The 26,707-nt window shown below is 60.6% G+C and carries 30 protein-coding genes; 13 read left to right on the forward strand and 17 right to left on the reverse strand.

The window, feature by feature from the left end:
- The first annotated feature begins 215 nt into the window (after window positions 1-215).
- On the forward strand, window positions 216-1,043 hold the full coding sequence (locus AC07VV_RS29715; protein ID WP_495038302.1) for a c-type cytochrome: 828 nt from the start codon (window positions 216-218) through the stop codon (window positions 1,041-1,043).
- Window positions 1,044-1,057: 14 nt separating this feature from the next.
- Here the strand turns inward: AC07VV_RS29715 and AC07VV_RS29720 are convergent, their stop codons facing one another.
- The 10 genes from AC07VV_RS29720 to AC07VV_RS29765 form a co-directional block, all read right to left on the reverse strand.
- On the reverse strand, window positions 1,058-1,867 hold the full coding sequence (locus AC07VV_RS29720; protein ID WP_495038276.1) for a transglutaminase family protein: 810 nt from the start codon (window positions 1,865-1,867) through the stop codon (window positions 1,058-1,060).
- Window positions 1,864-2,814: an alpha-E domain-containing protein gene (locus AC07VV_RS29725; protein WP_096822958.1), complete on the reverse strand. Its 951-nt coding sequence runs from the start codon at window positions 2,812-2,814 to the stop codon at window positions 1,864-1,866. The genes AC07VV_RS29720 and AC07VV_RS29725 overlap by 4 nt, the downstream gene beginning before the upstream one ends.
- 12 nt (window positions 2,815-2,826) lie before the next feature.
- A complete protein-coding gene (locus AC07VV_RS29730; protein ID WP_025113343.1) occupies window positions 2,827-4,236 on the reverse strand; it encodes a circularly permuted type 2 ATP-grasp protein in 1,410 nt (469 codons plus the stop codon).
- 476 nt (window positions 4,237-4,712) lie between these two features.
- Complete coding sequence (locus AC07VV_RS29735) at window positions 4,713-5,060, reverse strand: ribonuclease E inhibitor RraB (RefSeq protein ID WP_007960698.1); 348 nt, start codon at window positions 5,058-5,060, stop codon at window positions 4,713-4,715.
- A 210-nt stretch (window positions 5,061-5,270) separates the two neighbouring features.
- Window positions 5,271-5,504, reverse strand: coding sequence for a hypothetical protein (locus AC07VV_RS29740; RefSeq protein WP_096822956.1), 234 nt, complete (start codon window positions 5,502-5,504; stop codon window positions 5,271-5,273).
- Between the two features lie 154 nt (window positions 5,505-5,658).
- Entirely contained in the window at window positions 5,659-6,534 is an 876-nt protein-coding gene (gene speE / locus AC07VV_RS29745; RefSeq protein WP_085690505.1) for a polyamine aminopropyltransferase, read from the reverse strand.
- A gap of 136 nt (window positions 6,535-6,670) precedes the next feature.
- Window positions 6,671-6,862: a PLDc N-terminal domain-containing protein gene (locus tag AC07VV_RS29750; protein WP_102622501.1), complete on the reverse strand. Its 192-nt coding sequence runs from the start codon at window positions 6,860-6,862 to the stop codon at window positions 6,671-6,673.
- A gap of 71 nt (window positions 6,863-6,933) precedes the next feature.
- Complete coding sequence (locus AC07VV_RS29755) at window positions 6,934-7,464, reverse strand: hypothetical protein (protein ID WP_096822954.1); 531 nt, start codon at window positions 7,462-7,464, stop codon at window positions 6,934-6,936.
- A gap of 90 nt (window positions 7,465-7,554) precedes the next feature.
- Entirely contained in the window at window positions 7,555-8,073 is a 519-nt protein-coding gene (locus AC07VV_RS29760) for an ankyrin repeat domain-containing protein (RefSeq protein WP_096822953.1), read from the reverse strand.
- A 97-nt stretch (window positions 8,074-8,170) separates the two neighbouring features.
- Complete coding sequence (locus AC07VV_RS29765) at window positions 8,171-10,009, reverse strand: long-chain-acyl-CoA synthetase (RefSeq protein WP_495038277.1); 1,839 nt, start codon at window positions 10,007-10,009, stop codon at window positions 8,171-8,173.
- 389 nt (window positions 10,010-10,398) lie between these two features.
- Here AC07VV_RS29765 and AC07VV_RS29770 point away from each other — a divergent pair, with 389 nt between their 5' ends.
- Entirely contained in the window at window positions 10,399-10,677 is a 279-nt protein-coding gene (locus AC07VV_RS29770; RefSeq protein WP_096822971.1) for a DUF3509 domain-containing protein, read from the forward strand.
- Window positions 10,678-10,751: 74 nt separating this feature from the next.
- Here the strand turns inward: AC07VV_RS29770 and mtnC are convergent, their stop codons facing one another.
- The 5 genes from mtnC to aroC form a co-directional block, all read right to left on the reverse strand.
- Entirely contained in the window at window positions 10,752-11,435 is a 684-nt protein-coding gene (gene mtnC, locus AC07VV_RS29775; protein ID WP_495038278.1) for an acireductone synthase, read from the reverse strand.
- 4 nt (window positions 11,436-11,439) lie between these two features.
- Window positions 11,440-11,985: a 1,2-dihydroxy-3-keto-5-methylthiopentene dioxygenase gene (locus AC07VV_RS29780; RefSeq protein WP_495038279.1), complete on the reverse strand. Its 546-nt coding sequence runs from the start codon at window positions 11,983-11,985 to the stop codon at window positions 11,440-11,442.
- A 93-nt stretch (window positions 11,986-12,078) separates the two neighbouring features.
- On the reverse strand, window positions 12,079-12,705 hold the full coding sequence (locus AC07VV_RS29785; protein WP_007959997.1) for a methylthioribulose 1-phosphate dehydratase: 627 nt from the start codon (window positions 12,703-12,705) through the stop codon (window positions 12,079-12,081).
- Entirely contained in the window at window positions 12,702-13,847 is a 1,146-nt protein-coding gene (locus AC07VV_RS29790; RefSeq protein WP_273539028.1) for an MFS transporter, read from the reverse strand. The genes AC07VV_RS29785 and AC07VV_RS29790 overlap by 4 nt, the downstream gene beginning before the upstream one ends.
- 31 nt (window positions 13,848-13,878) lie before the next feature.
- Window positions 13,879-14,970 (reverse strand): chorismate synthase, encoded by a 1,092-nt coding sequence (gene aroC / locus AC07VV_RS29795; RefSeq protein ID WP_085732355.1) that lies wholly within the window; start codon window positions 14,968-14,970, stop codon window positions 13,879-13,881.
- A 130-nt stretch (window positions 14,971-15,100) separates the two neighbouring features.
- Here aroC and AC07VV_RS29800 point away from each other — a divergent pair, with 130 nt between their 5' ends.
- Both AC07VV_RS29800 and AC07VV_RS29805 read left to right on the forward strand, forming a co-directional pair.
- On the forward strand, window positions 15,101-16,054 hold the full coding sequence (locus tag AC07VV_RS29800; RefSeq protein WP_495038280.1) for an alpha/beta hydrolase: 954 nt from the start codon (window positions 15,101-15,103) through the stop codon (window positions 16,052-16,054).
- A 97-nt stretch (window positions 16,055-16,151) separates the two neighbouring features.
- On the forward strand, window positions 16,152-16,943 hold the full coding sequence (locus AC07VV_RS29805; RefSeq protein ID WP_096822947.1) for a hypothetical protein: 792 nt from the start codon (window positions 16,152-16,154) through the stop codon (window positions 16,941-16,943).
- Between the two features lie 42 nt (window positions 16,944-16,985).
- Here AC07VV_RS29805 and prmB read toward each other — a convergent pair whose 3' ends face one another.
- Window positions 16,986-17,894, reverse strand: coding sequence for a 50S ribosomal protein L3 N(5)-glutamine methyltransferase (gene prmB / locus AC07VV_RS29810; RefSeq protein ID WP_495038281.1), 909 nt, complete (start codon window positions 17,892-17,894; stop codon window positions 16,986-16,988).
- A 239-nt stretch (window positions 17,895-18,133) separates the two neighbouring features.
- Between prmB and AC07VV_RS29815 the strand changes: the two genes are divergently transcribed.
- From AC07VV_RS29815 to AC07VV_RS29835, 5 genes are all read left to right on the forward strand, one after another.
- Window positions 18,134-18,724: a cysteine hydrolase family protein gene (locus AC07VV_RS29815; protein ID WP_011333204.1), complete on the forward strand. Its 591-nt coding sequence runs from the start codon at window positions 18,134-18,136 to the stop codon at window positions 18,722-18,724.
- 131 nt (window positions 18,725-18,855) lie between these two features.
- Entirely contained in the window at window positions 18,856-19,176 is a 321-nt protein-coding gene (locus AC07VV_RS29820) for a hypothetical protein (RefSeq protein ID WP_495038282.1), read from the forward strand.
- 74 nt (window positions 19,177-19,250) lie between these two features.
- Window positions 19,251-19,808: a Smr/MutS family protein gene (locus AC07VV_RS29825; RefSeq protein ID WP_085732349.1), complete on the forward strand. Its 558-nt coding sequence runs from the start codon at window positions 19,251-19,253 to the stop codon at window positions 19,806-19,808.
- 77 nt (window positions 19,809-19,885) lie between these two features.
- The gene (gene folE, locus AC07VV_RS29830) at window positions 19,886-20,431 is read left to right on the forward strand and encodes a GTP cyclohydrolase I FolE (protein WP_003204506.1); all 546 of its coding nucleotides are present in this window, start codon (window positions 19,886-19,888) and stop codon (window positions 20,429-20,431) included.
- Between the two features lie 102 nt (window positions 20,432-20,533).
- A complete protein-coding gene (locus AC07VV_RS29835; RefSeq protein ID WP_096822943.1) occupies window positions 20,534-20,905 on the forward strand; it encodes a glutathione S-transferase N-terminal domain-containing protein in 372 nt (123 codons plus the stop codon).
- Between the two features lie 33 nt (window positions 20,906-20,938).
- Here AC07VV_RS29835 and AC07VV_RS29840 read toward each other — a convergent pair whose 3' ends face one another.
- Window positions 20,939-22,105, reverse strand: coding sequence for an aminotransferase-like domain-containing protein (locus AC07VV_RS29840; protein ID WP_495038283.1), 1,167 nt, complete (start codon window positions 22,103-22,105; stop codon window positions 20,939-20,941).
- Window positions 22,106-22,187: 82 nt separating this feature from the next.
- On the opposite strand from AC07VV_RS29840, the gene AC07VV_RS29845 reads away from it, so the two are divergent.
- The 4 genes from AC07VV_RS29845 to AC07VV_RS29860 all read left to right on the forward strand — a co-directional run bounded on the left by AC07VV_RS29845 (window position 22,188) and on the right by AC07VV_RS29860 (window position 26,693).
- Window positions 22,188-22,631 carry a MarR family transcriptional regulator gene (locus AC07VV_RS29845; protein WP_495038284.1) on the forward strand — a complete coding sequence of 148 codons (444 nt, stop codon included), beginning with the start codon at window positions 22,188-22,190 and terminating at the stop codon, window positions 22,629-22,631.
- A 198-nt stretch (window positions 22,632-22,829) separates the two neighbouring features.
- Window positions 22,830-24,179, forward strand: a complete 1,350-nt coding sequence (locus AC07VV_RS29850; protein ID WP_085710637.1) for an NCS2 family permease — start codon at window positions 22,830-22,832, stop codon at window positions 24,177-24,179.
- A gap of 87 nt (window positions 24,180-24,266) precedes the next feature.
- Window positions 24,267-24,896: a LysE family translocator gene (locus AC07VV_RS29855; RefSeq protein ID WP_495038285.1), complete on the forward strand. Its 630-nt coding sequence runs from the start codon at window positions 24,267-24,269 to the stop codon at window positions 24,894-24,896.
- A 366-nt stretch (window positions 24,897-25,262) separates the two neighbouring features.
- On the forward strand, window positions 25,263-26,693 hold the full coding sequence (locus AC07VV_RS29860) for a hypothetical protein (RefSeq protein ID WP_495038286.1): 1,431 nt from the start codon (window positions 25,263-25,265) through the stop codon (window positions 26,691-26,693).
- Window positions 26,694-26,707 lie beyond the last annotated feature (14 nt).

Here is a 26,707-nt window from a genome sequence, read left to right on the forward strand (position 1 = left end):
AATAACAAAAAAGGCGGTCAAGCCATGTTCAAACAACCGAAAGTTCGTCAAGCAGGGCTCATTCTTTTCGCCACGACGCTGTTGTTGATTTTGCCGAATCTGACCAAGGTCATCGGCTGATTCAAGCGGCAGGTATTGCTCATCGCCACTGAAAATGTGACTGGCCCGCTACCCGGGCCAGCGTGGCTGTGCCAACCTTTGCGCACTTCCACGACATGGACGGCGATCAATTGAAAACGCTCATTCTGTTTGGGGCCATGCTGCTGAGCTTGCCCCTGTCTGCCGCACAGCTGAATCTGGAGCTGGGCGCGAACAGCCGCAACTGGCAGACCGAGGAATTGCTCAAGCATCCTCAGGTACAAACCCTCACGATCAAGAATGATGTGTCCTACAAGAAGGACATGACCTATCGCGCCGTTCCCGTAGCCGCATTGCTGACCGGCATCAAACCGGACGATCACCTGCAAGCCGTAGCACTGGATGGCTTTGCCGCCGAACTGTCTGCCGCGCCGCTGCTGAACACCAAAGGTTCCCGCGCCTGGCTGGCCATCGAAGACCCGGCTCACCCATGGCCGCCGCTGTCGGAAGGCAAGCACAGCGCCGGGCCGTTCTATCTGGTGTGGACCGATCCGCAGGCCGGCCATATCAGCCCGGAACAATGGCCGTTCGAAGTGGCGAGCATCAAACGCATGGCGCCGGTGGCCGAGCGCTTCCCTGCCCTGTTGCCGGATACTGCATTGAAGGCCGACGACCCGGTGAATCAGGGATTTGCGCTGTTCCAGAAGAACTGTCTGGCCTGCCATCGCCTGAATGGCGCGGGGGATGCGCAGTTCGGGCCGGACCTGAATATTCCGTACAACCCGACCGAATATTTCGGCGCGGACTTCCTCAAGCGCTACATCCGCGATCCGCAGAGTTTGCGCCAGTGGCCGCAAGCGAAGATGCCAGGGTTTTCCGCCGAGGTATTACCGGAGGCGGATCTGCAGAAACTGGTGAGGTACTTACAGCACATGGCCGGGCGCAAGGTTGCGCCCGCCAAGTAAGCCAACTATGCCGTTTACTGCTGCTGCACAGAGATGATTGGCGCAGGTGTCGGCGACACCAGCACTTTCGCGTGCATCTGCTCTGACCCGCCGCCCCGACGCATGCCCCGCACCGGGCAGGCGTCGAGGTAATCCAGGCCCACCGCCAATTTCAGGTGTCGCTCCGGCCGCGCCAGTTCATTGGTCACGTCAAAGCTGTACCAGGCGTCATCGATCCAGGCCTCGGCCCAGGCGTGACTGGCCAGATGCTCGCAATCCTCGCTGTACAGATAGCCCGACACATACCGCGACGGCACCCCGAGACTGCGCGCGCAGGCCAGAAACGCGTGGGCGTGGTCCTGGCAAACACCCGCCCGCCCGGCAAACGCCTCGGCAGCGCTGGTGTCGACTTCGGTGGAACCCGGCGTGTAGGTCATGTGCTGGTTCAAGCCGTGCATCAGGTCGATCAGCGCGTTGCGGTCGCGTCGTTGCTTGCAGGACTTCTCGGCAAACGCCCGCAGCGCCTCGTCCGCCTCGGTCAACCGGGTGAAGCGCAGGAACGGCAGCGCCGACTGGCTTTCATGCTCCGCTTCGCGCAACTCGTCGATATCGACCTGCCCACGGGCGCCGATGATGATCGCCTCGTGGGGTTCGTCCATGGTCAGCACATGCAGGATGTTGCCGAACGGATCGAGCTGGGCCCGTACCGGACGCGGCAGGTCGAGCTGCCAGCTCAGCACATGCTGACGCTCGCTGTCGTGCGGGGTGAGGCGCAGGTACTGGATGCTCGCCCGCACCTGATCTTCGTAGTGATAGGTGGTCTCGTGGCTGATGGAAAGTCTCATGCGGCCTCCAGGTAGGAACTGTGAATGGCGTTGCCCAACTGGCGCACCAGCGGGATGAACTCGGTGAGCCAGGCGTGCAGCCCTTCCTCAAGGATTTCGTGGATGCCGGTGTAGCGCAGGCGTGCGTCCATCTCCGCCGCCAGTCGTTGCGCAGGACGACCGTTGGCCCCTGGCAACTGCGCCAGGATCTGGTCGATCTCCTCGGTGCAGGCCCGCAGCGAGCGCGGCACGTCGGCGCGCAGCAACAGCAGCTCGGCCACATGCCGGGCGCCGGGCGCGTCGCGATAGATCTCGGTGTAGGCCTCGAACGAGGACAAGGCCCGCAACAAGGCACTCCATTGGTAATAGGCGTGGGCGGTGCCGTCGCTGACCGCTTCGGCCTGATCGCCGGCCATTTCATAGCGGGCGTCTAGCAGGCGCAAAGTGTTGTCGGCCCGCTCGATGAACGTGCCCAACCGGATGAAACGAAACGCATCGTTGCGCATGATGGTGCCGTAGGACGCCCCGCGGAACAGGTGCGAACGTTCCTTGATCCACTCGCAGAACCGGCTCATGCCGTAGCGGCTGAGGCCTTGATTGGCGATCCCGCGGATCTCCAGCCAGGTGGCGTTGATGTTCTCCCACATGTCGGCGGTGATCCGCCCGCGCACCGCATGGGCGCTGGCTCGTGCCGCGCCGAGGCAGCTGTAGATGCTCGCGGGGTTGGCCGCGTCGAGCGCGAAGAAGTGCAGCAATCGCTCGGCATGCAGTTCGCCGTGGCGTTCCAGGTAATCGTCCAGCGTGCCGGTGATCAGCAACGGCATCGCCAGTTCGTGCAAACCGTCGCCACGGCCGTCCTGCGGCATCAGCGACAGCGAATAGCTGACGTCGAGCATCCGTGCGAGGTTTTCCGCCCGCTCCAGGTAACGCGACATCCAGTACAGATCCGAGGCAGTTCTACTTAACATGGCAGGCTTCCTTCAATCCTCGACCACCCAGGTGTCCTTGGTTCCGCCGCCCTGGGATGAATTCACCACCAGAGAGCCTTCACGCAGGGCGACACGGGTCAAACCGCCGGGCACAACCCGGGTTTCGCGGCCGGACAATACGAACGGGCGCAGGTCGATATGGCGCGGCGCAATGCCGTTTTCGACAAAGGTCGGACAGGTCGACAGCGACAGCGTCGGTTGCGCGATGTACGCGTGGGGCTTGGCCTTGATCCGCTCGCGGAACGCATCGATTTCCGCCGTCGTCGCCGCCGGCCCCACGAGCATTCCGTAACCGCCGGAGCCCTGGGTTTCCTTGACCACCAGATCCGGAAGATTGGCCAGTACATGGGAAAGTTCAGACGGATTGCGGCATTGCCAGGTCGGCACGTTCTTCAGGATCGGCTCTTCATCGAGGTAGAAACGGATCATTTCGGTGACGAACGGATACACCGATTTGTCGTCCGCCACGCCGGTGCCGATCGCATTGGCCAGCACCACGTTGCCGGAGCGATACGACGACAGCAGTCCCGGTACGCCCAGCATCGAATCCGGGCGGAAGGCCAATGGATCAAGAAACGCGTCGTCGAGGCGGCGGTAGATCACGTCTACCGCTTTCGGGCCGTCGGTGGTGCGCATGAAGACCTTGTCGTCGCGCACGAACAGATCGGCACCTTCGACCAGCTCGACGCCCATTTCCCGGGCCAGAAACGCATGCTCGAAAAACGCGCTGTTGAACCGTCCCGGTGTCAGCACCACGACACTTGGGTCGTCGATGGGGCTTGAGCTTTTCAGGGTGTCGAGCAGCAGGTTCGGGTAATGGTCGATCGGGGCGATGCGCTGGGCCGCGAACAGCTCGGGGAACAGGCGCATCATCATCTTGCGGTCTTCGAGCATGTAGCTCACGCCGCTGGGCGTGCGCAGGTTGTCCTCGAGCACGTAATACGTGCCGTCGCCGTCGCGCACCAGATCGACGCCGGAGATGTGCGAATAGATATCGCGGTGCAGATCCAGCCCCTGCATCGCCAACTGGTATTGCTCGTTGGCCAGCACCTGTTCGGCGGGAATGATCCCGGCCTTGATGATGCGCTGCTCGTGATAGAGGTCGGCGAGGAACATGTTCAACGCCTTGACGCGCTGGATGCAGCCGCGCTCGACGATCCGCCACTCGCTGGCGGGAATACTGCGCGGAATGGTGTCGAAGGGAATCAGGCGTTCTGTCCCTTGCTCGTCCCCGTAGAGCGTGAAAGTGATCCCGGCACGATGGAACAGCAGATCGGCCTCGCGTCGCCGCTGGGCCAACAGCTCGTCAGGCGTATCGGCCAGCCAGCGGGCAAACTCCCGGTAATGCGGGCGGACCTGGCCGCCGGCATCGTACATTTCATCAAAATAGGTGCGGATCATGCCGTACTCCTTGTCACCCCGGACATACAGGCCTTCGCAAGGCCCGTGCCATCGGCATAAACGCTTTGATTTCAATCGGTTGGATATTCACGCCACAGACACCGCACCATTCCTGTGCGGCAAATGCCCCAACCTGATCGCCCCCGCCTCATTGCGACGCAGTGCAGTCGCCTATCACCAGCATAGTCAGAGTTGATTTCACTGCCCGGCGCCGCCTGCGGATAATCCGCACATCCGCTGCGAAACGTCCCCGACGACGTGCGCAGCCCAACTGATCCGGCTTGCCCTGGCAGCCCTACCGGCCGTAACCCTGACCGGTTTCCTCTCCTTCCGGTCTTCCCTTTCAGCCACCTCTCCCGGTGGCTTTTTTTTGCGCCGGATTCTTGTTTCAGGGTTTTGCCGGGCGATGTTCGGGGTGCAGAAACGACAACGGCCGACCCGAAGGTCAGCCGTTGCTCGACGTGTTGCGAGGGTTATCAGTTCAAACGATGGCGGTTGCGCACCTCCTGCTTCACGCCCCAGCCTTCGATGATGCCGCCCAAGGGCTCGACCACCGCCGAAAAGCCCTGTTCGAAATCGCCAATGTCGTCGTAGGTTGCGTACATCACCTTGCTCAATTCCAGGGACCACGCGCCGTCGTCGCGCGCGCTGACCTGGGCATTGATGGATTCACCGCGAAACTTGCCTGCCGCCCTGCGCGCCCGCTCCTCGTCCGGGAAAATGGCGTAGAACTCGATGGGATGGAATCGGGAAAAATCGAAACCGCCTTCTTTCATGCGGCGCAGCACGTTGCTGCTGATGTCTTCTTGATAGGCTGTGCTCATGAACGTCCCCCTCGCATAGATGGATAGACTTTCCGTATTCCCTGCACCTGGCCGAACGGCTCAAGCGCTACGGCAACCGTGTTGCCGGCGGGAAACAAGCATGTAGCTGACAAGACCAGACCTTAGCGATCCGTTCGCTGATCTCGCTTGCAGAGTAGCCCCAAGATAGAGCCGCTGCCAAGGCCTGGTGCGTTACGGAGAAGAAGATTTTCAGATGGGAGTGATGCTGCGGATTTCGATGCTGTTCTGGGTTTTCAGGCTTTTGGCGCCTGCATCGGAGGTGCGCCCTTCCAGATCGTTCAGATCCAGTGCGGCGGCGACAGGAAGGAGTCGTTCCTTGATCAGTCGAGCGGCCTCATCGTCGCTGGGGCATTCCGCACGCTCGAAGATTTCATCGACAATTTCACCGTGATCATCCACGAAAGTGACTTTCCACTTTTGCATTGGTGCCTCCTCGAACAAACCCGCAAATGGGCTCATATCTATCTCGACTTTTGTCAGGATTGATCGTTCAAAAGCTTTACACCGATGAAACATGAAAAACATTTCATCTGCGGGAACGAAGCCGCTCGCTCCCGCAGTGATGACGGCTGAGTGATCAGTCGTTGCTTGGCTTGTTCACCGCTTGCAGCACGTATTGCGGCAAGGCGAAGGCGCCGATGTGGATTTCCGGGTTGTAGTAACGGGTGACGATGCCGCTGCCGATGAAACGCTGTTGCAGGGTTTCACGGCTCAGCTTGCGGTAGGCCGGGTTGGTCGAGCCCCAGGCGAAGGTCATCGAACCGCCGATGTAGGTCGGCACGGCCGCCTGATAGAAGTGCCAGTCCGGGAACAGGCTGCGCAGGCGACCGGCGGTGGTTTTCACTTCTTCGATCTGCATGAACGGCGTGCCGTTCTGGGTCACGAGGATGCCGCCCTCGTTCAGGCAGCGGTGGCAGGCCTGGTAGAAGTTTTCCGAGAACAACACTTCGCCCGGGCCGATCGGGTCGGTGGAGTCGGAAATGATCACGTCGAATTTTTCAGTGGTGGTTGCGACGAAGCGCATGCCGTCGTCGATCACCAGGTTCAGGCGTGGATCGTCGTAGGCGCCCTTGGAGTGGTTCGGCAGGAATTCCTTGCACATGTCGACCACGGTGCCGTCGATTTCGACCATGGTGATGTGTTCGACGCTGGCGTGCTTGGTCACTTCGCGCAGCATGCCGCCGTCGCCGCCGCCGATGATCAGTACGCGCTTGGCGGTGCCGTGGGCGAGGATCGGCACGTGAGTGAGCATTTCGTGGTAGATGAATTCATCGGCTTCGGTGGTCTGGATCACGCCGTCCAGCGCCATCACCCGGCCCATGCGCGGGTTCTGGAAGATCACCAGGTGCTGGTGTTCGGTGCGCACTTCGTGCAGCAGTTTTTCCATGCGAAAACGCTGGCCGTAGCCTTCGTAGAGGGTTTCCAGGTATTCGCTGGTCTTGGTGACGGTCATGGTGAAGTGCTCCGATGAATGCGCGGGCGCCAATCGTCAGGTTCGATTGCCCGGGAAAGGCGCGCATTCTACGTTGCCGAAGATGACAGGTCGAACCTCACTTCATCGGCCCGGCACAATCCATTGGCGCGAACGGTCAGATCCGCACATTGCCCCGCGGCCCGGCAATCGCCCAGATGATCAGGCCCAGCACCGGCAGGAAGATGATCAACAGCACCCAGAGGATTTTCATCCCGGTCTCGGCACCGCTTTTCAGCACGTTGATGATCGCCCAGATGTCGAGGGCAAGAATGATCAGGCCGATCAGGCCGTTGAACGTGGAACCCATGGTGTCGCTCCAGAATAGTGGCATGCACTTTTAGGATAGACGGTCGCGCGCAGGGTTCCCTTTTATTGCGCTCAGACGTGAACGGCGACCTTCAAGGCTTCCAGCGACGGCGCAGCGGCGATGCCGACTTCGGCACACAGTTCCAGCACTCGCGGCACGTCGTTGCCGTAGACCAGCACCACTTGCAGTTCGTCGTCGAGTAACTGGCTGAAGTTCATCAGCGTGTAGCCGCCGTTTTCCTTGTTCATGCTGCTCATCTGCACCTGGATGCGGTTGAGCGCGGTCAGCGCTTCGGTCTTGGCCAGTTGCTTGGGCTTGAGATTGAACTCGACGCCCGGGCCGAACGAAGCCACGATCTGCGCGAACAGGTCAACGTAGGTGTCGGCCTGGAACAGCACGGTCTCCGGCAGACTGCCAACCACCACCCACTCGCCCAAAGGAATCGGGAAAGTGTCGTCGTAGTTGATGTCCGGATTGGCGGTCAGAAAAGCGTCGGCATCGGCGTAGGCCTGCGCGGCCTCATCGGCGACCTTCTGAATCTCGTCGTCGCCCATGCAGCCGGAGCTGATTTTGCTGATGAGTTCGGCGAGTGCGGCTTTCATGGGGACGGATCCTGTGGCGAAGAGAATTTTGAGGGCGCGAAGGATAGCGCATTCTCGCCTTCGCCACAGAGCGGGTTCCGGCCCGGCGGTTCAGCCCAGCAGTTTTTCCAGCTGCGCGGTGGTGTCCACAGCGCCCATGGTGCGGGCCGCGTCCAGCGCGGTGATGCCGTTGGCGTCCTTGGCTTTCGGGTCGGCGCCCTGGTCGATCAGGAACTCGACGATTTCAACCCGGTTGAACATTGCCGCCATCATCAGCGCCGTGCGGCCGTCGAAGGAAGCGCCTTCAATCTGCGCCCCACCGGCCACCAATGCCTTGACCACGGCCAGGTCACCCTTGAATGCCGCACCGGCAATCGGGCTCTGGCCGTTGCCATTGCGTTGTTCCGGGTCGGCCTTGTGCTTGAGCAGCACTTGCACCGCATCTACGTGACCGTAGTAACTGGCGAGCATCAACAGGGTGTCGCCCTTGCTGTTGGTCAGGTTGACCGGCAGACCGGCCGTGATCAGGCGATCCAGCATCGCCGCATCGCCGTCGCGCGCCTTGTTGAATACCTGCTCGGTGAATTCGGCAGCTTCTTCGGGGGTCATCTGGCGGCTTTGGTCGGACATGGGGCAACTCCACTTTCGGTCAATCGGAAAGCCGATAGTTTCCCGAGCGCGGCGATAGCTGTCATCCCCTTTTTTCCAAGACAGCCGATAGCCAATATCAATAACGGAACTTGCCTTCCCGGATGTCCGCGAGGATTTCATCCGTGACCTGCACGTAGGTTTCGGTGCCCGGCAGCCAGGCATAGATCGGGTCATCGCCCGTCTGGCCGGGATCGAAGCCTTCGTTTTTCAGGCGCGTCTTCTGGTATTTGAAGGTGCCGGTGGTTTCCATTTTCACTTTGACCCGCAGGAACAACGGCACCGCATAGGCCGGCATGCGCTGGCGGGCGAAGGCCAGCAGCTCGGTGAAGTCCAGCGTGGCCAGAGACTCGGCCGGCGTGATCGCTGCCATGCCGGCGCGACCGTTGGTGTCGGGGATTTCCACGCCATAGGCCACGGCTTCGGAAATGTGCGGATGCTGGAGCAGCAGGTTCTCGACCTCGGTGGTCGAGACGTTTTCGCCCTTCCAGCGGTAGGTGTCGCCGAGGCGATCGACAAACTGCGCATGACCGAAACCGATGTTGCGCAGCAGATCGCCGGTGTTGAAGAAGCGGTCGCCCTTGGTGAATACGTCCTGCAGCACGACTTTCGCGGTTTTCTGCGGATCGGTGTAGCCATCCAGCGGCGCCTTGTCGTCGATCCGCGCCAGCAACAGGCCCCGCTCACCCCGGCCGACCTTGCGCATGAACCCGTCAGCACCACGAATCGGTTCGCCGCTGTCCTGATCGTAGGCGACCAGTTCCCAGGCCATCAGCGAGAATCCGATGGTGTTGTCGAAATTGAGGATGTTGGTGAAGCCGATATTGCCGTCGCTCGCCGCGTACAGTTCGCAGATGTGATCCACCGCAAACCGGGTCTTGAACTCGGCCCAGGCACCGGGCCGCAAACCGTTGCCGATCATCTTGCGCACGTCATGGCGACTGTCATCGCTGCTGACCGGCTGATCCACCAGATAACGGCACAATTCACCGACGTAGCCGATGGTGGTTGCGCGGTAGCGGCGCACATCGCTCCAGAACTGCCGGGCGCTGAACTTGCGGCGAATCGCAAAACCCGACGCGCCATTGACCGCCGAGCCCCAGCACACACAAAGCCCGGTGGCGTGGTACAGCGGCAAGGTGCAATAGACGATGTCGTCCGGGCGCATGTCGAGGGCGATCATGCCGAAGCTCGCCGAACTGCGCATCCAGCGTCCGTGCTTGAACACGCCAGCCTTGGGCAAACCGGTGGTGCCGGAGGTGTAGATGTAGAAGCACGGGTCATCGAAGAAAATCTGCCGGCTGCTGGCCGGGTTGTCGCTTGCCGCATCGGCGCTGGCGCTGATCAGATTGGTGTAACCCTCCGGGGCGATGCCCGGCTGGCTGAAGGTGTCCTGATCTGCCACGAACCAGGTGCGGGCCGGCGCAATCGTCACTTGCTCGCGCACCGCGGTGAAGGCTGGCAGCAATTCTTCACCGACGACAATCGCCACCGGCGCCACCAGATTGATGCTGTGGATCAGCGTGTCGCGAGTCTGCGAAGTGTTGAGCAGCGCGCTGACGGCGCCGACCTTGGCCAGCGCCAGAATCGTCACCAGCAGTTCCGGGCGGTTTTCGATGAACACCGCCACCACATCGCCCTTCCCGATGCCCTGCCCGATCAGGTAGTGGGCAATGCGGTTGGCCCACTGGTTGACCTGTGAATAACTCAGCACCACCTCACCCGACAGCAGCGCGGGGCCCTCGGGATTGCGCAGGGTCGCTTGCTCGAAGGTCCAGCCCAGGCCACAGGTTTGGGTCGGATCCTTGACGTTGGCCACCTTCATGCCTTTCACCACCCGAGGGATGGCTTTGGCAATCATCGGCAGTTTGCGGAGCATCATGCTCCAGGTAATCGTGTCGCTAGGCGCGTGGCTCATGGCAGCTCCCGTTCGACCTTGGCGTGCAGGCCGGATTTTTTATTGTCGGGCAATCGGGTAAGGCAACCAGCGCTTCTTGAGCGAGGGTCGAGGCCGAAAATACGTCAGGGCTTCTCGGGCTGTACACGCGGTTTTTGCAATGTTTTGTATCCGCCAACGCTACAAGGCGAAACGCGATTGCAGCCGGATGGAATGGTTCCATCGGATCGACAGCGATCCCGCAAAATGCAGGATGCACGATGGCCATTCATGCAGATTGCACGACGACTTGAATTTGCATAATTTATAAGTTGTTGATTTATAAAGATATTATAAAAACAGAATACTGGCACAATCACTGCAACTCCCTCTGCATGCTTGCCATTCAAGTGCATACGGAGCTGAAAGACATGAGCCTGATCCAAGAAAAATTTACCTCCCTGTTCTCCAACTTCAACGTCACCACCCAACCGCGTCCCGATGGCGGGATCCTGCTGACGCTGAAGAGTGCCGACGGCAAAGTGTTCAAACGTGCGCTCACCTATCAGCAACTGCATGCCGGCGACCAATTGTCGTGGGCGATCAGCGCAATCCGTCGTGACCTCGCCGAACAGGCCAGCGAGCTGCCGCAGATCGGCATGCTGCAAAGCCAGCAGCGTTTTGCTCTGCCGACCTATCACTCGATGTAAACACCACATGAACAAACAGGCCGTGGAGCTTTCGCTTCACGGCCTGTTTTTTTTTGCGCGTCGATTGGGTGGACTCAGAAGGCTTCCGGTTCGATCCCGGTAAAGCTGTCGACGGTCACATGGCCTTCCAGTTCTCCGCCTTCACGGGCCAGCCCGCAGGTTTGCAGGCCGGCGGCCTGGGCGGCGTCGAGTTCCTGCACGATATCGGAGAGGAACAGGATTTCCTGCGATTCGACCCCGATGGCCTGCTGGATATTGCTGTACGACTGCGCTTCGCGCTTCGGGCCCGACGTGGTGTCGAAGTAGCCGCTGAACAGCGGCGTCAGGTCCCCGGCTTCCGAGCAGCCGAAAATCAGCTTCTGCGCTTGAATCGAACCGGACGAGTAAACGAACAGTTGATACCCGGCCTGATGCCAGCGCTGGAGCGCTTCAACGGCGTCCGGGTAAACATGCCCCTTCAACTGCCCGGCCTGATAGCCCTGCTCCCAGACCATGCCTTGCAACGCTTTCAGCGGAGTGGCTTTGCGGTCTTCGGCGATCCAGCTCAGCAGAATTTCTACCACTCGCTCAACGTCAGCCTGCGGCTCGTTGCTGTCGCGACGTACGGCGTCCAGTTGCTCAGCAACGTCCGCACGTGCGGCGTTCTGACGAACGAAGTCAGGCAGGTGTTTCGCCGCATACGGGAACAACACGTCGAACACAAAACTCACCGCGCTGGTGGTGCCTTCGATATCGGTGAGGATGACCTTGATCGACATCGGCTCAGTCCTCCAGACGCGGGAAGCGGCCGGCGATGTCTTCGCCGGTGAAATTGGCAACCCAGCCTTCAGGGTTGTTGAACAGACGGATCGCCACGAAATGCGGGTTCTCGCCCATGTCGAACCAGTGCTTGGTACCGGCTGGCACCGAAATCAGGTCGTTCTTCTCGCACAGGACGGCGTAGACGTAATCGTCGATGTGCAGGGTAAACAGGCCACGGCCGGCGACGAAAAAGCGTACTTCGTCTTCGCCATGGCGATGTTCTTCAAGGAATTTGGCACGGAATTCGGCTTTTTGCGGGTGATCGCTGTTGAGGCTGATCACATCGACGGTGATGTAACCGCGTTCGGTCATCAGCTTGTCGATCTGCTCTTGGTAGGCGCCGATCACTTCTTCCTGGCTGGCACCGGGCTGAATCTTCGCGGCGGCTTGCCAGCGGTCGAAGCGCACGCCCTGCTCGGCCAGGGTCGAGGCGATGTCTTCGAAATGGGTCAGCACCTTGTTCGGAATTTCAGGGCTGGAAACGTGATAGACGGACAGGCTGCTCATGGGGGCAATTCCTCGGTATCGGCCTTGCCGTCCGGTTCTTCGAGACCGGTCGGGCACTGCATTCATCAGGCAAATGGGCTGGTTCTGGTGAAGTCAGCCTTGGCGGTTCATGACGCTGCGGGTCTTCAACTCGCATTCAAACAGAAATTCAAAGGCCTCGATCTGGCGCAACGCGTCGCTCATCTGCGCGCCCCAGGTATAGAGGCCGTGACCGCGAATCAGATAACCGACACAATCGGGATGGGCGTCGAGCCAAGGCTGCACCTTGGCGGCGAGGCGCGCAATGTCCTGATCGTTGTCGAAGATCGGCACCCGCACCCGGGATTCGTGGGTCGAAATACCACTGAAGGCTTTTTGCAGTTCGTAGTCTTCGAACTCGATGAAGTCTTGCGGCGTCAGGCGCGACAGCACCGTGGCGTTCACCGAGTGGGTGTGCAGCACGGCACCGATCTCCGGGCGCCAGCTGTAGAGCTGGGTGTGCAGCAGGGTTTCGGCGGACGGTTTTTTCCCCGGTTCCAGGCTGTTGCCAGACAAATCGGTGGCGAGCACATCGTCCAGACCCAACTGGCCCTTGTGCTTGCCGGACACGGTCAGCAGCGCTTCGCTCGGCGACAGGCGCGTCGAGTAGTTGCTGCTGGTGGCCGGCGACCAGCCGCGACCGTAAAGAAAACGCCCAGCGTCGACGATTTGCTGGGCAAGCTGTTCACGCGTAAGGCTCATGGCCTGTCCTCTTGCATACGTGTGGCAATGATAACGGCAGCAGCGAGCGCCGCGAGACTGGCAATACTAAAGGTCAATGTCGCGCCGAGGGCATTCCAGCTGTAGCCGGAATACAACGCGCCCAGCGCACCGCCGGTTCCGGCCAGTGCCGCGTACAACGCCTGGCCCTGCCCTTGCTGACGAGCACCGAAGCTACGTTGCACGAACTGGATGGCAGCGGCATGAAAGCTGCCGAATGTCGCGGCATGCAGCACCTGGGCAAACAGCAGCACCCAGAGGAATTCGGCGAACGAACCTAGCAGCAACCAGCGCAGCGCCGCCAGCAGAAAACTCGCCATCAGCACACGACGCAGGGAAAAACGCGCGAGGATCCGGCTCATCGCCATGAACATCAGCACTTCCGCCACCACGCCAACCGCCCAAAGCATGCCGATCACACCACGGCTGTAACCCAATCGCTCGAGGTGCAAGGTCAGAAAGGTGTAATAAGGCCCGTGGCTCATCTGCATCAGCGCCACGCAACCGTAGAACGCCAGCACTCCGGGATTGCGCAACTGCTTGAGAAAGCCTTCGCCCGTCGGCCGATTGCCCTGAGGCGGCTGCGCGTTCGGCACCCACAGACTGCTGAGCACGATGCCGGCCATGATCAACACCAGCGCCGCCGGGTAGATGTCGAGGCTGAGCCACTCGAACAACCGACCGAGCGCGACCACAGTGATGATGAAACCGATGGAACCCCACAGCCGAATCTGGCTGTAGCGGGAGGTCTGGCCCTGCAGATGCGCGAGGGTGATGACTTCGAACTGCGGCAACACCGCGTGCCAGAAGAACGCATGCAACGCCATGACCATCGCCAGCCAGGCGTAGGTCTTGCTGACGAAAATCAGCGAGAAGGTCAGCAGCGTACACACCGCGCCGAAGCGCACGATGGCCAGGCGTCTGCCGGTGTAGTCGCCGAGCCAGCCCCAGATGTTCGGCGCCACACAGCGCATCAGCATCGGGATCGCTACCAGCTCGCCGATGCGTGCGGCACTGAAGCCGAGGTGATCGAAGTACAGCGCCAGAAACGGCGCCGTCGAACCCAGCAAGGCGAAATAGAACAGATAGAAACTGGACAGCCGCCAGTACGGGAGCGCCGCCACGGTCAGACCGCGGCGGCTGTGAGTTGACCCATCAGAGCTGGCCCAGCACCGGGGTGTTCACGCGCACGTCGGCGTTCTGACCACGGTGACGCAGCAGGTGATCCATCAGCACGATGGCCATCATCGCCTCGGCAATCGGCGTGGCGCGGATGCCGACGCACGGATCGTGACGACCCTTGGTGATCACTTCCGCTGGGTTGCCATGAATGTCGATCGAACGGCCCGGCGTGGTGATGCTCGACGTCGGCTTCAAGGCCAGGTGCGCCACGATCGGCTGACCGGACGAGATACCGCCGAGGATGCCGCCGGCGTTGTTGCTGAGAAAACCTTCCGGGGTCATTTCATCGCGATGCTCGGTGCCTCGCTGGGCGACCGAGGCGAAACCGGCACCGATTTCCACGCCTTTGACCGCGTTGATGCTCATCAGCGCATGGGCCAGTTCGGCGTCGAGACGGTCGAAGATCGGCTCGCCCAGACCCGGCATCACACCTTCGGCGACCACGGTGATCTTGGCCCCGACCGAGTCCTGATCGCGGCGCAACTGGTCCATGTAGGCTTCCAGTTCCGGAACCTTGTCCGGGTCCGGGCTGAAGAAGGCGTTCTGCTCGACCGATTCCCAGGTCTTGAACGGGATTTCGATCGGGCCGAGCTGGCTCATGTAGCCGCGAATGACGATGCCCTGCGTCGCCAGGTATTTCTTGGCAATCGCACCGGCCGCCACGCGCATGGCGGTTTCCCGCGCAGAGCTGCGACCGCCGCCGCGGTAATCGCGCTCGCCGTATTTATGGTGGTAGGTGTAGTCGGCGTGGGCCGGACGGAACAGATCCTTGATCGCCGAGTAGTCCTTGGACTTCTGGTCGGTGTTGCGGATCAGTAGACCGATGGAGCAGCCGGTGGTGCGGCCCTCGAACACGCCGGACAAGATTTCGACTTCGTCGGCCTCCTGACGCTGGGTGGTGTGGCGGCTGGTGCCCGGCTTGCGGCGATCGAGGTCGCGCTGCAGGTCCTCAAGGGAAATCTCCAGGCCCGGCGGGCAGCCGTCGACAATGGCGACCAACGCCGGACCATGGCTTTCGCCCGCGGTGGTGACAGTGAACAGCTTGCCGTAGGTATTGCCGGACATGCAGGACGCTCCGTGAAATCAAACCCAAATTCATGATGCGCGCCAGTATACGCAGGCTAACCGAGTAGTTCATCCTCGAACCTTGGCGGTGTTGGTGAGTCCAACCGGCACCTTTGCAAATGATGGCGTGATGATGCTGCGAGTTTTGATCTTGAGCCTTACCCTGTTTACTGGCTTTGTCCAGGCGACCGTCCTGCAACGCCCGGTGACTTTGGACACCGGCAGCGGAGAACTTTTCGGCTCGCTGTTGCTGCCAAAGTCTGACAATCCCGTGCCGGTTGTCCTCATTCTTTCTGGCTCGGGTCCTACGGATCGTGATGGAAACAACCCGGACGGCGGGCGCAACGACAGCCTCAAGCGACTGGCCTGGGTGCTGGCCAAGCACAATATCGCCAGCGTGCGCTTTGACAAACGCGGGGTGGCCGCGAGCCTGGCCGCGACGCCGGATGAGCGCAATCTGTCAGTGGAAGCCTATGTGGCGGACGCCGTGGCCTGGGGCCAGAAGCTCAAGGCTGATCCGCGCTTCGGCCCGTTGATCCTGCTCGGTCACAGCGAGGGCGCACTGATTGCCAGCCTGGCCGCACCGAAAGTCGACGCCGCTGCGGTCATTTCGCTGTCCGGCACCGCCCGGCCGATCGATCAGGTGTTGCGCCGGCAACTGGCCCGCAGCCTACCCCCGCCACTGATGCAGCGCAGCAACGAGTTGCTCGACAGCCTCAAGGCCGGCCACACCGACGACAATGTCCCGGCGCCCTTGCAGCCAATATTTCGCCCTAGCGTTCAGCCGTATCTGATTTCGTTGTTCCGTCAGGATCCGTCCGCCGCTTTCGCTCAACTGAAAATGCCGGCCTTGATCGTCCAGGGCAGCAACGACATTCAGGTTCAGGTCGATGACGCCAAGCTGCTCAAGGCGGCAAAACCCGACGCGACACTGGCGTTGATCGAGGGCATGAACCACGTGATGCGCATCGTGCCCAACGACGTGAAGCGGCAAATGGCCTCCTACAAGGACCCGAATCTGCCTCTGGCGGCGGAATTGGGGACACGCATCCTCGAATTTATTGACGGACTTCGCACCCGTTAAGCTCTTTTTGCCCTCTAGTCCTGTAGAAAACGGCCGATAAGCCTTTGTCGCCAGCGTACTGGCTGGCGGCAAGCAGCTTGGACAGGATCTCGCCGTTATGACTGATACCCAGACTTCACCCGACACCACCGCTGAAAAAGACGCACCGCCAGCGGTCGAGCTGCCATGGGCGGATGTCCACGTCGAGCACCACAAGATGCTCCGCCTGGCGCCGTTGCAGACCGACCGCAACACCGGCGGGCGGCCGTTGCGCTTTGTCGAATTCGGTTACGCCGAACGCAACAGCAAAGAACACAGCCTGATGCGCATGTCGATCAAACTGCCCGCACAGCGCGTGCGCAAAGAACAGAATCAGCTCGACGTGTGGGTCGACCACAAGACCAAACGCGTGCACTTCGGTCCGGACAGCGGTTTGCAGATCGAACCGCTGAACCGTGGCATCGGCCGTTTCATGGCCGCCCAGGGCATCAACTGGGCGAAAAAACGCTGGCCTACCTACACCGTCGACGGCATGGACTTGAACAACAAGGACGCGCTGAACGAAGACACGCGCCTGCGCCGCGATCACTTTCTGCGCGTGCATGGCTTTGATGTGGTTTACGCCGACGCCCAGCATTTGAAGGGCAGCGTCAAGGAAGTCCAGGTCGGTGACTTGCTGGGCGACTGGAACAGCGAAAAGCTGCAGATCGTCGAGATTCTCGAAGCTGCGCAGATGTTGCAGCAGGCCGAGCAGAACCTGGCCGAGCAGGAAGTGAAGCTGAAAAAGCAGGAAGACAAGGTCAGCAAGTTCAAGCGTGAAGACGCGGGTTTGCGCTTCACCATTACGTGTCTGGTGGCGTTTGCAGTGTTCCAGGCCGGCTTGCTGATCTGGATTGCCACGCACCGCTAAGCCAATGATCGTTCCCACCGAGGTGGGAACGATCGGTTCAGGTCAGACGCGGGAAGCGAACAGGGCCTGATGATCGCGGCATTGTTCGGCGGTCAGCATGAACACGCCATGCCCGCCGCGCTGGAATTCCAGCCAGGCGAAATCGACTTCCGGGTACAACGCTTCGACGTGTACCTGGCTGTTGCCCACCTCGACGATCAGCAAACCCTTCTCGGTCAGGTGATCGGCTGCTTCGGCGAGCATCCGTCGCACCAGGTTCAAACCGTCATCGCCGCAGGCCAGGCCCAGTTCTGGCTCGTGCTGGTATTCGTCCGGCATGTCGGCGAAATCTTCCGCGTCGACGTAGGGCGGGTTCGACACGATCAGGTCGAAACGTTGACCCGGCAATCCGTCAAAACCATCGCCCTGCACGGTGAACACGCGCTCGTCGACGCCGTGGCGCTCGATGTTCTGGTTCGCCACTTCGAGTGCTTCGAACGACAGGTCCGCCAGCACCACTTCGGCATTCTGGAACTCGTAGGCACACGCGATGCCGATGCAGCCGGAGCCGGTGCACAGGTCGAGAATCCGCGCCGGCTCGTCGCCGATCCACGGTGCAAAACGGTTTTCGATCAGCTCGCCAATCGGCGAACGCGGGATCAGCACGCGCTCATCGACGATGAACGACATGCCGCAGAACCACGCCTCGCCCAGCAGGTAAGCGGTTGGAATGCGTTCTTCGATGCGGCGCTTGAGCAGGCGTTGCAGGTTGACCAGTTCGTCGTCTTCCAGCGCGCAGTCCAGATAGCTGTCGTTGATTTCCCATGGCAGGTGCAAAGCGCCGAGCACGAGTTGCCGGGCTTCGTCCCAGGCATTGTCGGTGCCATGGCCGAAAAACAGATCCTCCCCATGGAAGCGGCTGACGGCCCAACGGATGTGGTCGCGCAGGGTACGAAGTCGGGAAGTGATCACGGGGCAGAACTCCAGAAAAAACGACTGGCGATTCTACCAGCCAAAACGCGCCACGACGACGCAGGAAAAATCCCGGGGCGACGGTAGGAGTGTTCCGAATTCTTTATCAGCTATTGAACAGAACGTGTAACTTGACGAGGCTGCAGGCCAGTAACGACGGTGCCTACGATGGTAGCGATTCACAGAACCGCTCAGCCAGAGGACAATGTCGCAAAAGCCCCACCCCAAGGAGCCCCAGAATGTCCGTTCCAAAAACGATGTTTCAACTCAGCGGTCGCGGTTACGCAGCGGCCACGTTGAGCCATGCCACCGTGGTCATCATCGATGCCCAGAAAGAGTACCTCAGCGGCCCGCTGGCCCTGAGCGGCATGGACGCGGCTGTCGCGAACATCAAACAACTGGTTGCCGCCGCCCGCGCAGCCGGCCGTCCGATCGTGCACGTGCGCCACCTCGGCACCGTCGGCGGCCTGTTCGACCCGCAAGGCGAACGCGGCGAATTCATCCCCGGCCTGGAACCCCAGGGCGATGAAACCATCATCGGCAAACTGCTGCCGAGCGCTTTCCACGGCACAGAACTCTACGATCGCCTGCAAACCATCGGTTCGCTGGACCTGATCGTCTGCGGTTTCATGAGCCACTCCAGCGTCAGCACCACCGTGCGCGCGGCGAAGAACCTGGGTTTCCGTTGCACCCTGGTCGAAGATGCCTGCGCCACCCGCGACCTGCCGTTCAAGGGACGCGTGCTCAGCGCCGAACAGGTTCAGGAGGCGGAAATGGCGATCATGGCCGACAACTTCGCCACCCTCGCGCTGACCCAGGATCTGATCTGATCGAGCGTAAATGAGCGGCTCAGCCCGCCGCTCATCTGCAAAAACCTCGCATTTGCTTCAATTACCCTAGCCTCAGGAACAACCCGGTCAACTCCCGGTCGAAGGGCCGATACCCATTGAGGAAGGTCGGAATGAAGTTATCCGATGGATTTGACGCACGCCGCTTGCGGCCCAAAGGCCAAAGCAACTGGCGTTTTCGTTTCGGCGCAGCGATCGCCGCCATCCTGGCGATGTTCGGCGTACTGCTGGCACTGGCCGGGGCCGCCAGCCTGCTGGGGCACCCGCCGGCACTCGGCGACTTGAACGCAACCCCGATGGGCTCGGCGATCATTCTGGCGGTCGGCCTGTTGTTCCTGTATTTCGGCGTGGCCCTGTGGCGTCGTTGCCGGCGTCGCGCACGGCAATCGCGGGAACTGAACATGTCCCCGCACCTGATGAAAAAACACGACTGAATCGACGGCCTGGCTTTTTGCCGGGCCGTTTTGTGTCTGTTTGGGTAAACTGGCCGCCCTTCGCGGAGGCTGATATGCAAGACGACGATTTTTCCCTGTTCAAAAGTGCGATCCAAGGCGTCAAGCCGATCAAGCACGACCGCGCCGACACCGGCAAACCCAAGGCTGACCGTGCACAGATCGCCAAGCTGCGCCAGTCCGCGACCATCCGTACCGAAACCACCACTGTTGATGGTCTGTCCGATCAGTTCGTGATCGACGTCGGGCCGGAAGACGAACTGATGTGGGCCCGCGACGGTGTGCAGGAAAGCCAGATGCGCAAGCTCAAGGTCGGGCAGATCCCGTTCGAAGGCAGCCTCGACCTGCACGGCATGAGCGTCGAAAAGGCTCGGGAAACCCTCTGGGCGTTTCTCGCCGAAGCGACCAAATTCGAAATCCGCTGCGTGCGCGTCACCCACGGCAAGGCCGTGCGGCTGGACGGCAAGCGGCCGATGATCAAGAGCCACGTCAACACCTGGCTGCGTCAGCATGCGCAAGTGCTCGGTTTCTGCTCGTGCCAGGCGAAACACGGCGGCGCCGGCGCGGTTTACGTGATGCTCAAACGCACCATGATGGAAGGCCGCGACGAATAATCCCGTCACACCGAACTTGCAGGGTCGTGTCCGCCACCGTACCCTTGCCCTTTGCGAAAATCCCCACAGGTAGTTTCATGTCCCTGGAACAGAATTACACCGCGATTCTCGGCCAACTGGGCGAGGACGTGTCCCGCGAGGGCCTGCTCGACACGCCAAAGCGTGCCGCCAAAGCCATGCAGTACCTCTGCCGCGGTTATGAACAGACGCTCGAAGAGGTCACCAACGGTGCCCTGTTCAGCTCCGACAACAGCGAAATGGTGCTGGTCAAGGACATCGAGCTCTACTCGTTGTGCGAACACCACCTGCTGCCGTTCATCGGCAAGGCCCACGTCGCGTACATCCCGAGCGGCAAAGTGCTGGGCCTGTCGAAGGTCGCGCGGATCGTCGATATGTACGCCCGCCGCCTGCAGATCCAGGAAAACCTCAGCCGCCAGATCGCCGATGCGGTCCAGCAGGTCACCGGCGCGCTGGGCGTGGCCGTGGTGATCGAGGCCAAGCACATGTGCATGATGATGCGCGGTGTGGAGAAACAGAATTCGTCGATGATCACTTCGGTGATGCTCGGTGAGTTCCGTGAAAACGCGGCGACCCGCAGCGAGTTTCTCAGTCTGATCAAGTAATGCGTGACAGAAAAAAACCGGCGTTGATCGCCGGTTTTTTTTCGTCCGTGAAAAATCGGGTAAGCTGCGCGCCTTCTTCAATGTCCCTGTGAGGCTTGTAACGTGTTCGTCAAAGCGCTTCGTGTCGGCCTCGGCCAACTGATCATCTTCGTTGATTTCCTGACCCGTCCGGGCAAGAAACAGCGCCCCGCCGCGGCCCAGGCTCAGGTGGATACCGCCGCGAAAGACCTGACCCTGTATCAGTTCCACGCCTGCCCGTTCTGCGTGAAGACCCGCCGCAGCCTGCGTCGCCTGAATGTGCCGGTGGCCCTGAAGGATGCGAAGAACAACGAGCAGGATCGCCAGACCCTGCTGGAACAGGGCGGCAAGATCAAAGTGCCGTGCCTGCGCATCGAAGAGAATGGCCAGACCACCTGGATGTATGAGTCCAACACCATCATCGAATATCTGAACAAGCGGTTCGCCGCAGTCTGAATCAAAAAAAAACCGGCCTGATGGCCGGTTTTTTTAAGCCGCCTGTGCGGCCTGCGCCTGGCGCACCACCGCTGCCAGACGCTTGAGGCCTTCGTCCAGCCGGGCGGGGTCGATGTGGCTGAAGTTCAGGCGCAGATGACCGTGGTTGCGATCCGGGTCGGGGAAAAACGGCTCGCCCGGCATGAACGCCACATCGTTGGCCAGAGCGGTGTTCAGCAACGTACGTGTGTCCAGCGGCTGCTTCAGCGTCAGCCAGAAAAACAGCCCGCCCTGCGGCGTGTTCCAGTCCGCCAGATCAGCGAAGTGAGTTTCCAGCGCCGACTGAAACACATCGCGACGCTGACGGTAGAAGCCGCGCAATTCACTCAAGTGCTGTTGATATTTCTCGCTGCCGATCCACTGCAACGCCTGCCACTGACCGATGCGGTTGGTGTGCAGATCCGCCGATTGTTTGAGTTTTAGCAGGTGCGGGAACAGATCCGGGCTCGCAATCAGGTAACCGACGCGAAGGCCGGGCAACAGGGTTTTCGAAACGGTGCCGGTGTAGATCCAGCTGGATTTCTTCAGGCGCCCGGCAATCGGTTGAGCGCTGCCACCGTCGAAAGTCAGTTCGCGGTAGGGTTCGTCTTCGATCAGGGTCACGCCGAATTCGTCGAGCAGTGCCGCGACTGCTTCGCGCTTGGCTTCGCTGTAGCGTACGGCGGACGGGTTCTGGAAAGTCGGGATCAGGTAGATGAATGCCGGGCGGTGCTGTTCCAGACGTTGACGCAACTGCGCAACGTTCGGGCCATCGGCCTCCAGCGGCACGGCCAGGCAATCGGCGCCGAACAGCTGGAAGATCTGCAAGGCCGCCAGATAGGTCGGCGCTTCGAGCAGGATTTCGGTGCCCTTGTCGATGTACAGCTTGGCCGCCAGATCGAGGGTTTGCTGGGAGCCGCTGACCACCAGCACCTGGCTGGCTTCACAGGCAAGTCCCAGCGCCCTCGCCTCTGCCGCCAGGGCTTCGCGCAACGCCGGTTCACCTTCGCTCATGCCGTACTGGCCGAGAGACAGCGGCATGTCGGCCCACTCGAGCTTCGGCAGCATCGCTTCAGCCGGCAAACCGCCGGCGAAAGACATGACTTCCGGGCGCTGAGCTGCAGCCAGGATTTCACGGATCAGAGAACTTTTGAGACGCGAGACACGTTCGGAAAAAGCCATGGAAGTCACCGCTAGCGAGGCATGAGAAAAATGAGTCAAACTTGTTGACTGAAATTACGACAACCTGATCGGAAGCGTCAATATGCTTGACCTTAAAAACTGCACCAGCCAACAGCAAGCCATGGAAGCGTTCTTCTTCGGTTATCAGGCGTTCACCGCCAAGGCTGACGAAATGCTTGAGCGTCGCGGCCTGTCCCGCGTGCATCAGCGCATCGTGTTTTTCATCGCCCGCTACCCGAACCTGAGCGTCAAGGAGTTGCTCGCGCTGCTCGGTGTGAGCAAGCAGGCGTTGAACATGCCGTTGCGTCAGTTGCAGGAAATGCACCTGGTGGACAGCGTGGCGTCCGAAGAAGACAAACGTAAACGGCTTCTGACGTTGACCGTCGAAGGCGCCAAATTTGAACAGGCATTGCGCCGCGAGCAGGTGAAATTGCTGGAGCGGGTGTTTGCCGAAGCGGGCGAAACGGCGGTCAACGGCTGGCTGGCGGTGAATCTGGCGTTGGGGAAAAACCGCGCGGCCGAGTGATATAGCCCGATCCTCAAAACTTTCGTCGACAAAACCAAAAACATTATTTGCTTTATTTGTATACAAAAGCATAATCCACAGCGTGCGAGTTCCTGACCGCATGGTCAACAAATTCGCGTATGCCTCAAAGGACCGCTGCCACCCCCTCATAGGGTCCGGTCCTGGAAATAACAATAAAACTCTTGAGGAGTACTCGCTGTGGAAAGCCGCAAATCCGAAGCATCGACGCTGGAACTCTCGCCGCCGTTACGCAATGGCCTGCTTGAGCGCCTCTTTAAACTCAGCTTGCATGGCACCACGGTGAAGACCGAGCTGATCGCCGGTCTGACAACCTTCATCACCATGGCCTACATCATCTTCGTCAACCCGAACATCATGGCCGATGCCGGGATCGATCATGGTGCGGCCTTCGTCGCCACCTGCATCGCCGCCGCGCTGGGCTGCCTGCTGATGGGTCTGTACGCCAACTGGCCGGTGGGCCTGGCGCCGGGCATGGGCCTCAACGCGTTCTTCACCTACACCGTGGTCGGCACCATGGGCTACAACTGGGAAACCGCGCTGGGTGCGGTGTTCGTCTCGGGTGTGCTGTTCATGATCCTGACCTTTTCGCGGATTCGCGAATGGCTGCTCAACAGCATTCCGGTCAGCCTGCGCTTTGCGATGGGTGCCGGCGTGGGTCTGTTTCTCGGGCTGATCGGCCTGAAAACCGCCGGCATCGTCGTCGACAGCCCGGCCACGCTGATCAAGCTGGGCTCGTTGCGTGAACCGGGCCCGCTGCTCGCCGCCATCTGCTTCCTGATGATCGCGATCCTCAGCTACCACAAGGTGTTCGGCGCGATCCTCATCAGCATCATCACCGTGACCCTGGCTGGCTGGGGCATCGGTCTGGTGCACTACGAGGGCATCATGTCCGCCCCGCCAAGCCTGGCGCCGACCTTCATGGCCATGAACGTTGCCGGCGTGTTCAACGTCAGCATGATCAGTGTCGTGCTCGCCTTCCTTTTCGTGCACATGTTCGACACCGCCGGCACCTTGATGGGTGTTGCCCAGCGCGCCAATCTGGTGGGCGCTGACGGCCGCATCGAAAACCTCTCCCGCGCCATGAAAGCCGACTCCGCCTCCAGCGTATTCGGTGCAGTCGTCGGCGTTCCGCCGGTCACCAGCTACGTGGAAAGTGCCGCCGGTGTAGCGGCTGGTGGTCGGACTGGTCTTACCGCAGTCACCGTCGGTGTGCTATTTATAGCTGCGATGTTCTTTGCACCGCTGGCCGGCATGATTCCCGCCTACGCCACCGCTGGCGCGCTGATTTATGTAGCGATGCTGATGATGGGCGGCATGGCGCACATCGAATGGGACGAAGCGACCGACAGCATTCCGGCCATCGTCACCGCGATCATGATGCCGTTGACCTTCTCGGTCGCCGACGGCATCGCGCTGGGCTTCATTACCTATGTCGCGCTGAAGGCCGGCACCGGTAAATACAAAGAGATCTCCGTCAGCCTGTGGGTGCTCTGCGCGATCTTCATCGCCAAGTTCATCTTCTTGTAAGCGTCACGCGGTTCAAGCGTCAAATCAGCCTCACCCTTGCGGGTGGGGCTTTTGCACATTCTTGATAACGATAAAAAGGAGAAAGTGATGAGTCTGGAAACCTGGCTGCTGTTCAGCGGCGCTGCGCTGGTGGTGATCCTGATTCCGGGGCCACTGTCATTGCTGATGATCAGCAACAGTCTGAATTACGGTTTGCGCCGTTCATACCCGGCATTTCTCGGTGGCGTATTCGCCTCGATCTGCCTGCTCAGTGCCTCGGCGTTGGGGCTGGGTGCCCTGCTGCTGGCGTCCGAAAAACTGTTCAGCGCCCTGAAAATCATCGGCGCGATCTACCTGTTCTACCTCGCCTGGCAGAGCTGGCAGCAATCACGCCAGCCATCGACCGGCGCCGAGGTTCCGCAAGCGGCACCGGTTCCGAAATTTCGCGCATTGTTCAGCCGGGCCTTCGTGCTGGGCGCGAGCAATCCGAAAGACATTTTGTTTTTCGCCGCGTTTCTGCCGCAATTCCTCAGCGCTGAACAACCGTTCCTGCCGCAACTGCTGGTAATGATCGCCACCTGGACGCTGCTCGATCTGCTGTGCAAGTTGACCTACGGCCTCGGTGCCCACGGTGCAGCGCGTTACCTGCGCAGCGGCAAGGGTCAGAGCTGGTTCAACCGGATCAGCGCCGGTCTGTTTAGCGGCGCAGGCGCGGCATCGCTGCTGAGCGGTCACTGAAATATCGCGTCCTGACTGCCCAGATTTGCAACTGACTGCCACCCTCGAACCGCCCTGCGAGGGTGGCAGACGCTTCTCCAACGCCCCGTCTTCCGATGATCGATTGCCCGATCGTGTCCATCTGCCCCCGCTATACATATGTACCACCTGTCAAACCCCCGGCTTGACGATCATTTCTGTGCATCGTGCGCCTCGTCTGGCGCACGGAGGCAGTGCCCTCCAGATAATCGATTGCCTGACAGAGCCAAACAATCAATGAGCCCCAAACGCCCCACCCGACCGAAAACAGATACACCGGATACCACGCCTGTCGTACGGGACACCACGCCGGACACTCCAACACCCCCGCGCCTGATGCCCGACACCTTGATCGATCCGACCCTGACCCACCCGGCCTGGCAGTTGCCTGAGCCCTCCGTGAGCCGCCGGCAGATGATCGAAATCTACGACCTCCCTGCCGAGACGCACGTCCGGGACAGCACCGTACAAAGACCGATCGGCAGTTATTTTCTCGCACCCGGACTGGTCAACCGACTGCCGCCTCCCGACCTGCTGAACGGCATTCGTTCAGCGGGACGCCATGCCTATGTCGATCTCGTCGAGGGCGGAACGGTGCTGATCGGACCGGATGCACAGGATGGATTGAGAGCCCGGCTTTCGAACGAACTCCTCGCGTCCGGGCCGTTGCTGGAACGGGTTGAGGGGACGCTGATGTGGCGTCCGGTCCTGACGGAAAATGCGCCGGACGCCGACACCTCACAATTATTCATTTCACGCCACCGAGTGCCTGACGATGAACCGTCAGCCGTCCCGTCAAAACGCCCTCGCCTTGAGGAGACGGCGTGGAACAGTTGGGGCATCGACCCGCAACACACTACCCCGGGAGACATTCGCGTCGACGGGATTCAGTACAAAGTCATTCCACGCGGCAACGCGAACGATCCGATCGTCTACATCAAGAACCCGAATCATCTGATCTACGACTTCGACCTGCTGGACCGCACGCTCAGACTGGACCCACTGCAACAACCGCGAGGCGCCATTCAGGTTCCACCGGCCCAGCACTGGCAAATCGATCCGACGTTACCGTTCGAACGCCCATTGACGAACTACGTCAGCCAATACTTTCCGGAGTTATCAGCAACTTCGCTGGAGAACGTCGCCCTCCATCAGTTTGTACTGGCGAATGGCGCCAACACCGCCACCGGCTCGGGACTGACCCTGCTGCGACAAACCTTCAACGACTGGAAAACCGGAAATCCCCATCCACGCCCGCAATTGGCAGACCCACTGCTGATGCTGCCGATTCTGCCGACGTCGGGTGGTGGAACGATCCGTATCATCGAACTGCCGACACCGACACCGGGTGGGCCGTTGCAGCGGCTGGATTTCGATCCGGCATTGTTTCGTCAGGAATGGCTGTATTCGACCAACACTCAATCGGCGGTGGATCTCAAACGTTTCATGGCGACGCTGCTGACCCGTAACGGCTACGCCGTGTTCGATCCCAGCCCGTCCAACTCTTTTCCGGCGCTGGTGTTCAAACGCACCGGGCATGACTACGTGTTTTTCATCAGCCTGCATCGCATCCGGGGTCGCAAGATCAACCAGACCCTGAATGTCGATCAGAACAGCGCCAGCCTGCGCCTGCACATTCAGGTGGGTGCACCTGCGGCAGCGGCGGTCATTGCAGCAAACGCCACCAACAAGGTCGTCTGGCTCAGGGGTGGGCCGCAGACGCTGACAAACGCTGACGATACGGTGTTTATCGTGCGCGACGGACACGCAAGGCTGTGATTGCAACCGACTGA

The organism is Pseudomonas sp. GW821-FHT02C04 (assembly GCF_059421845.1).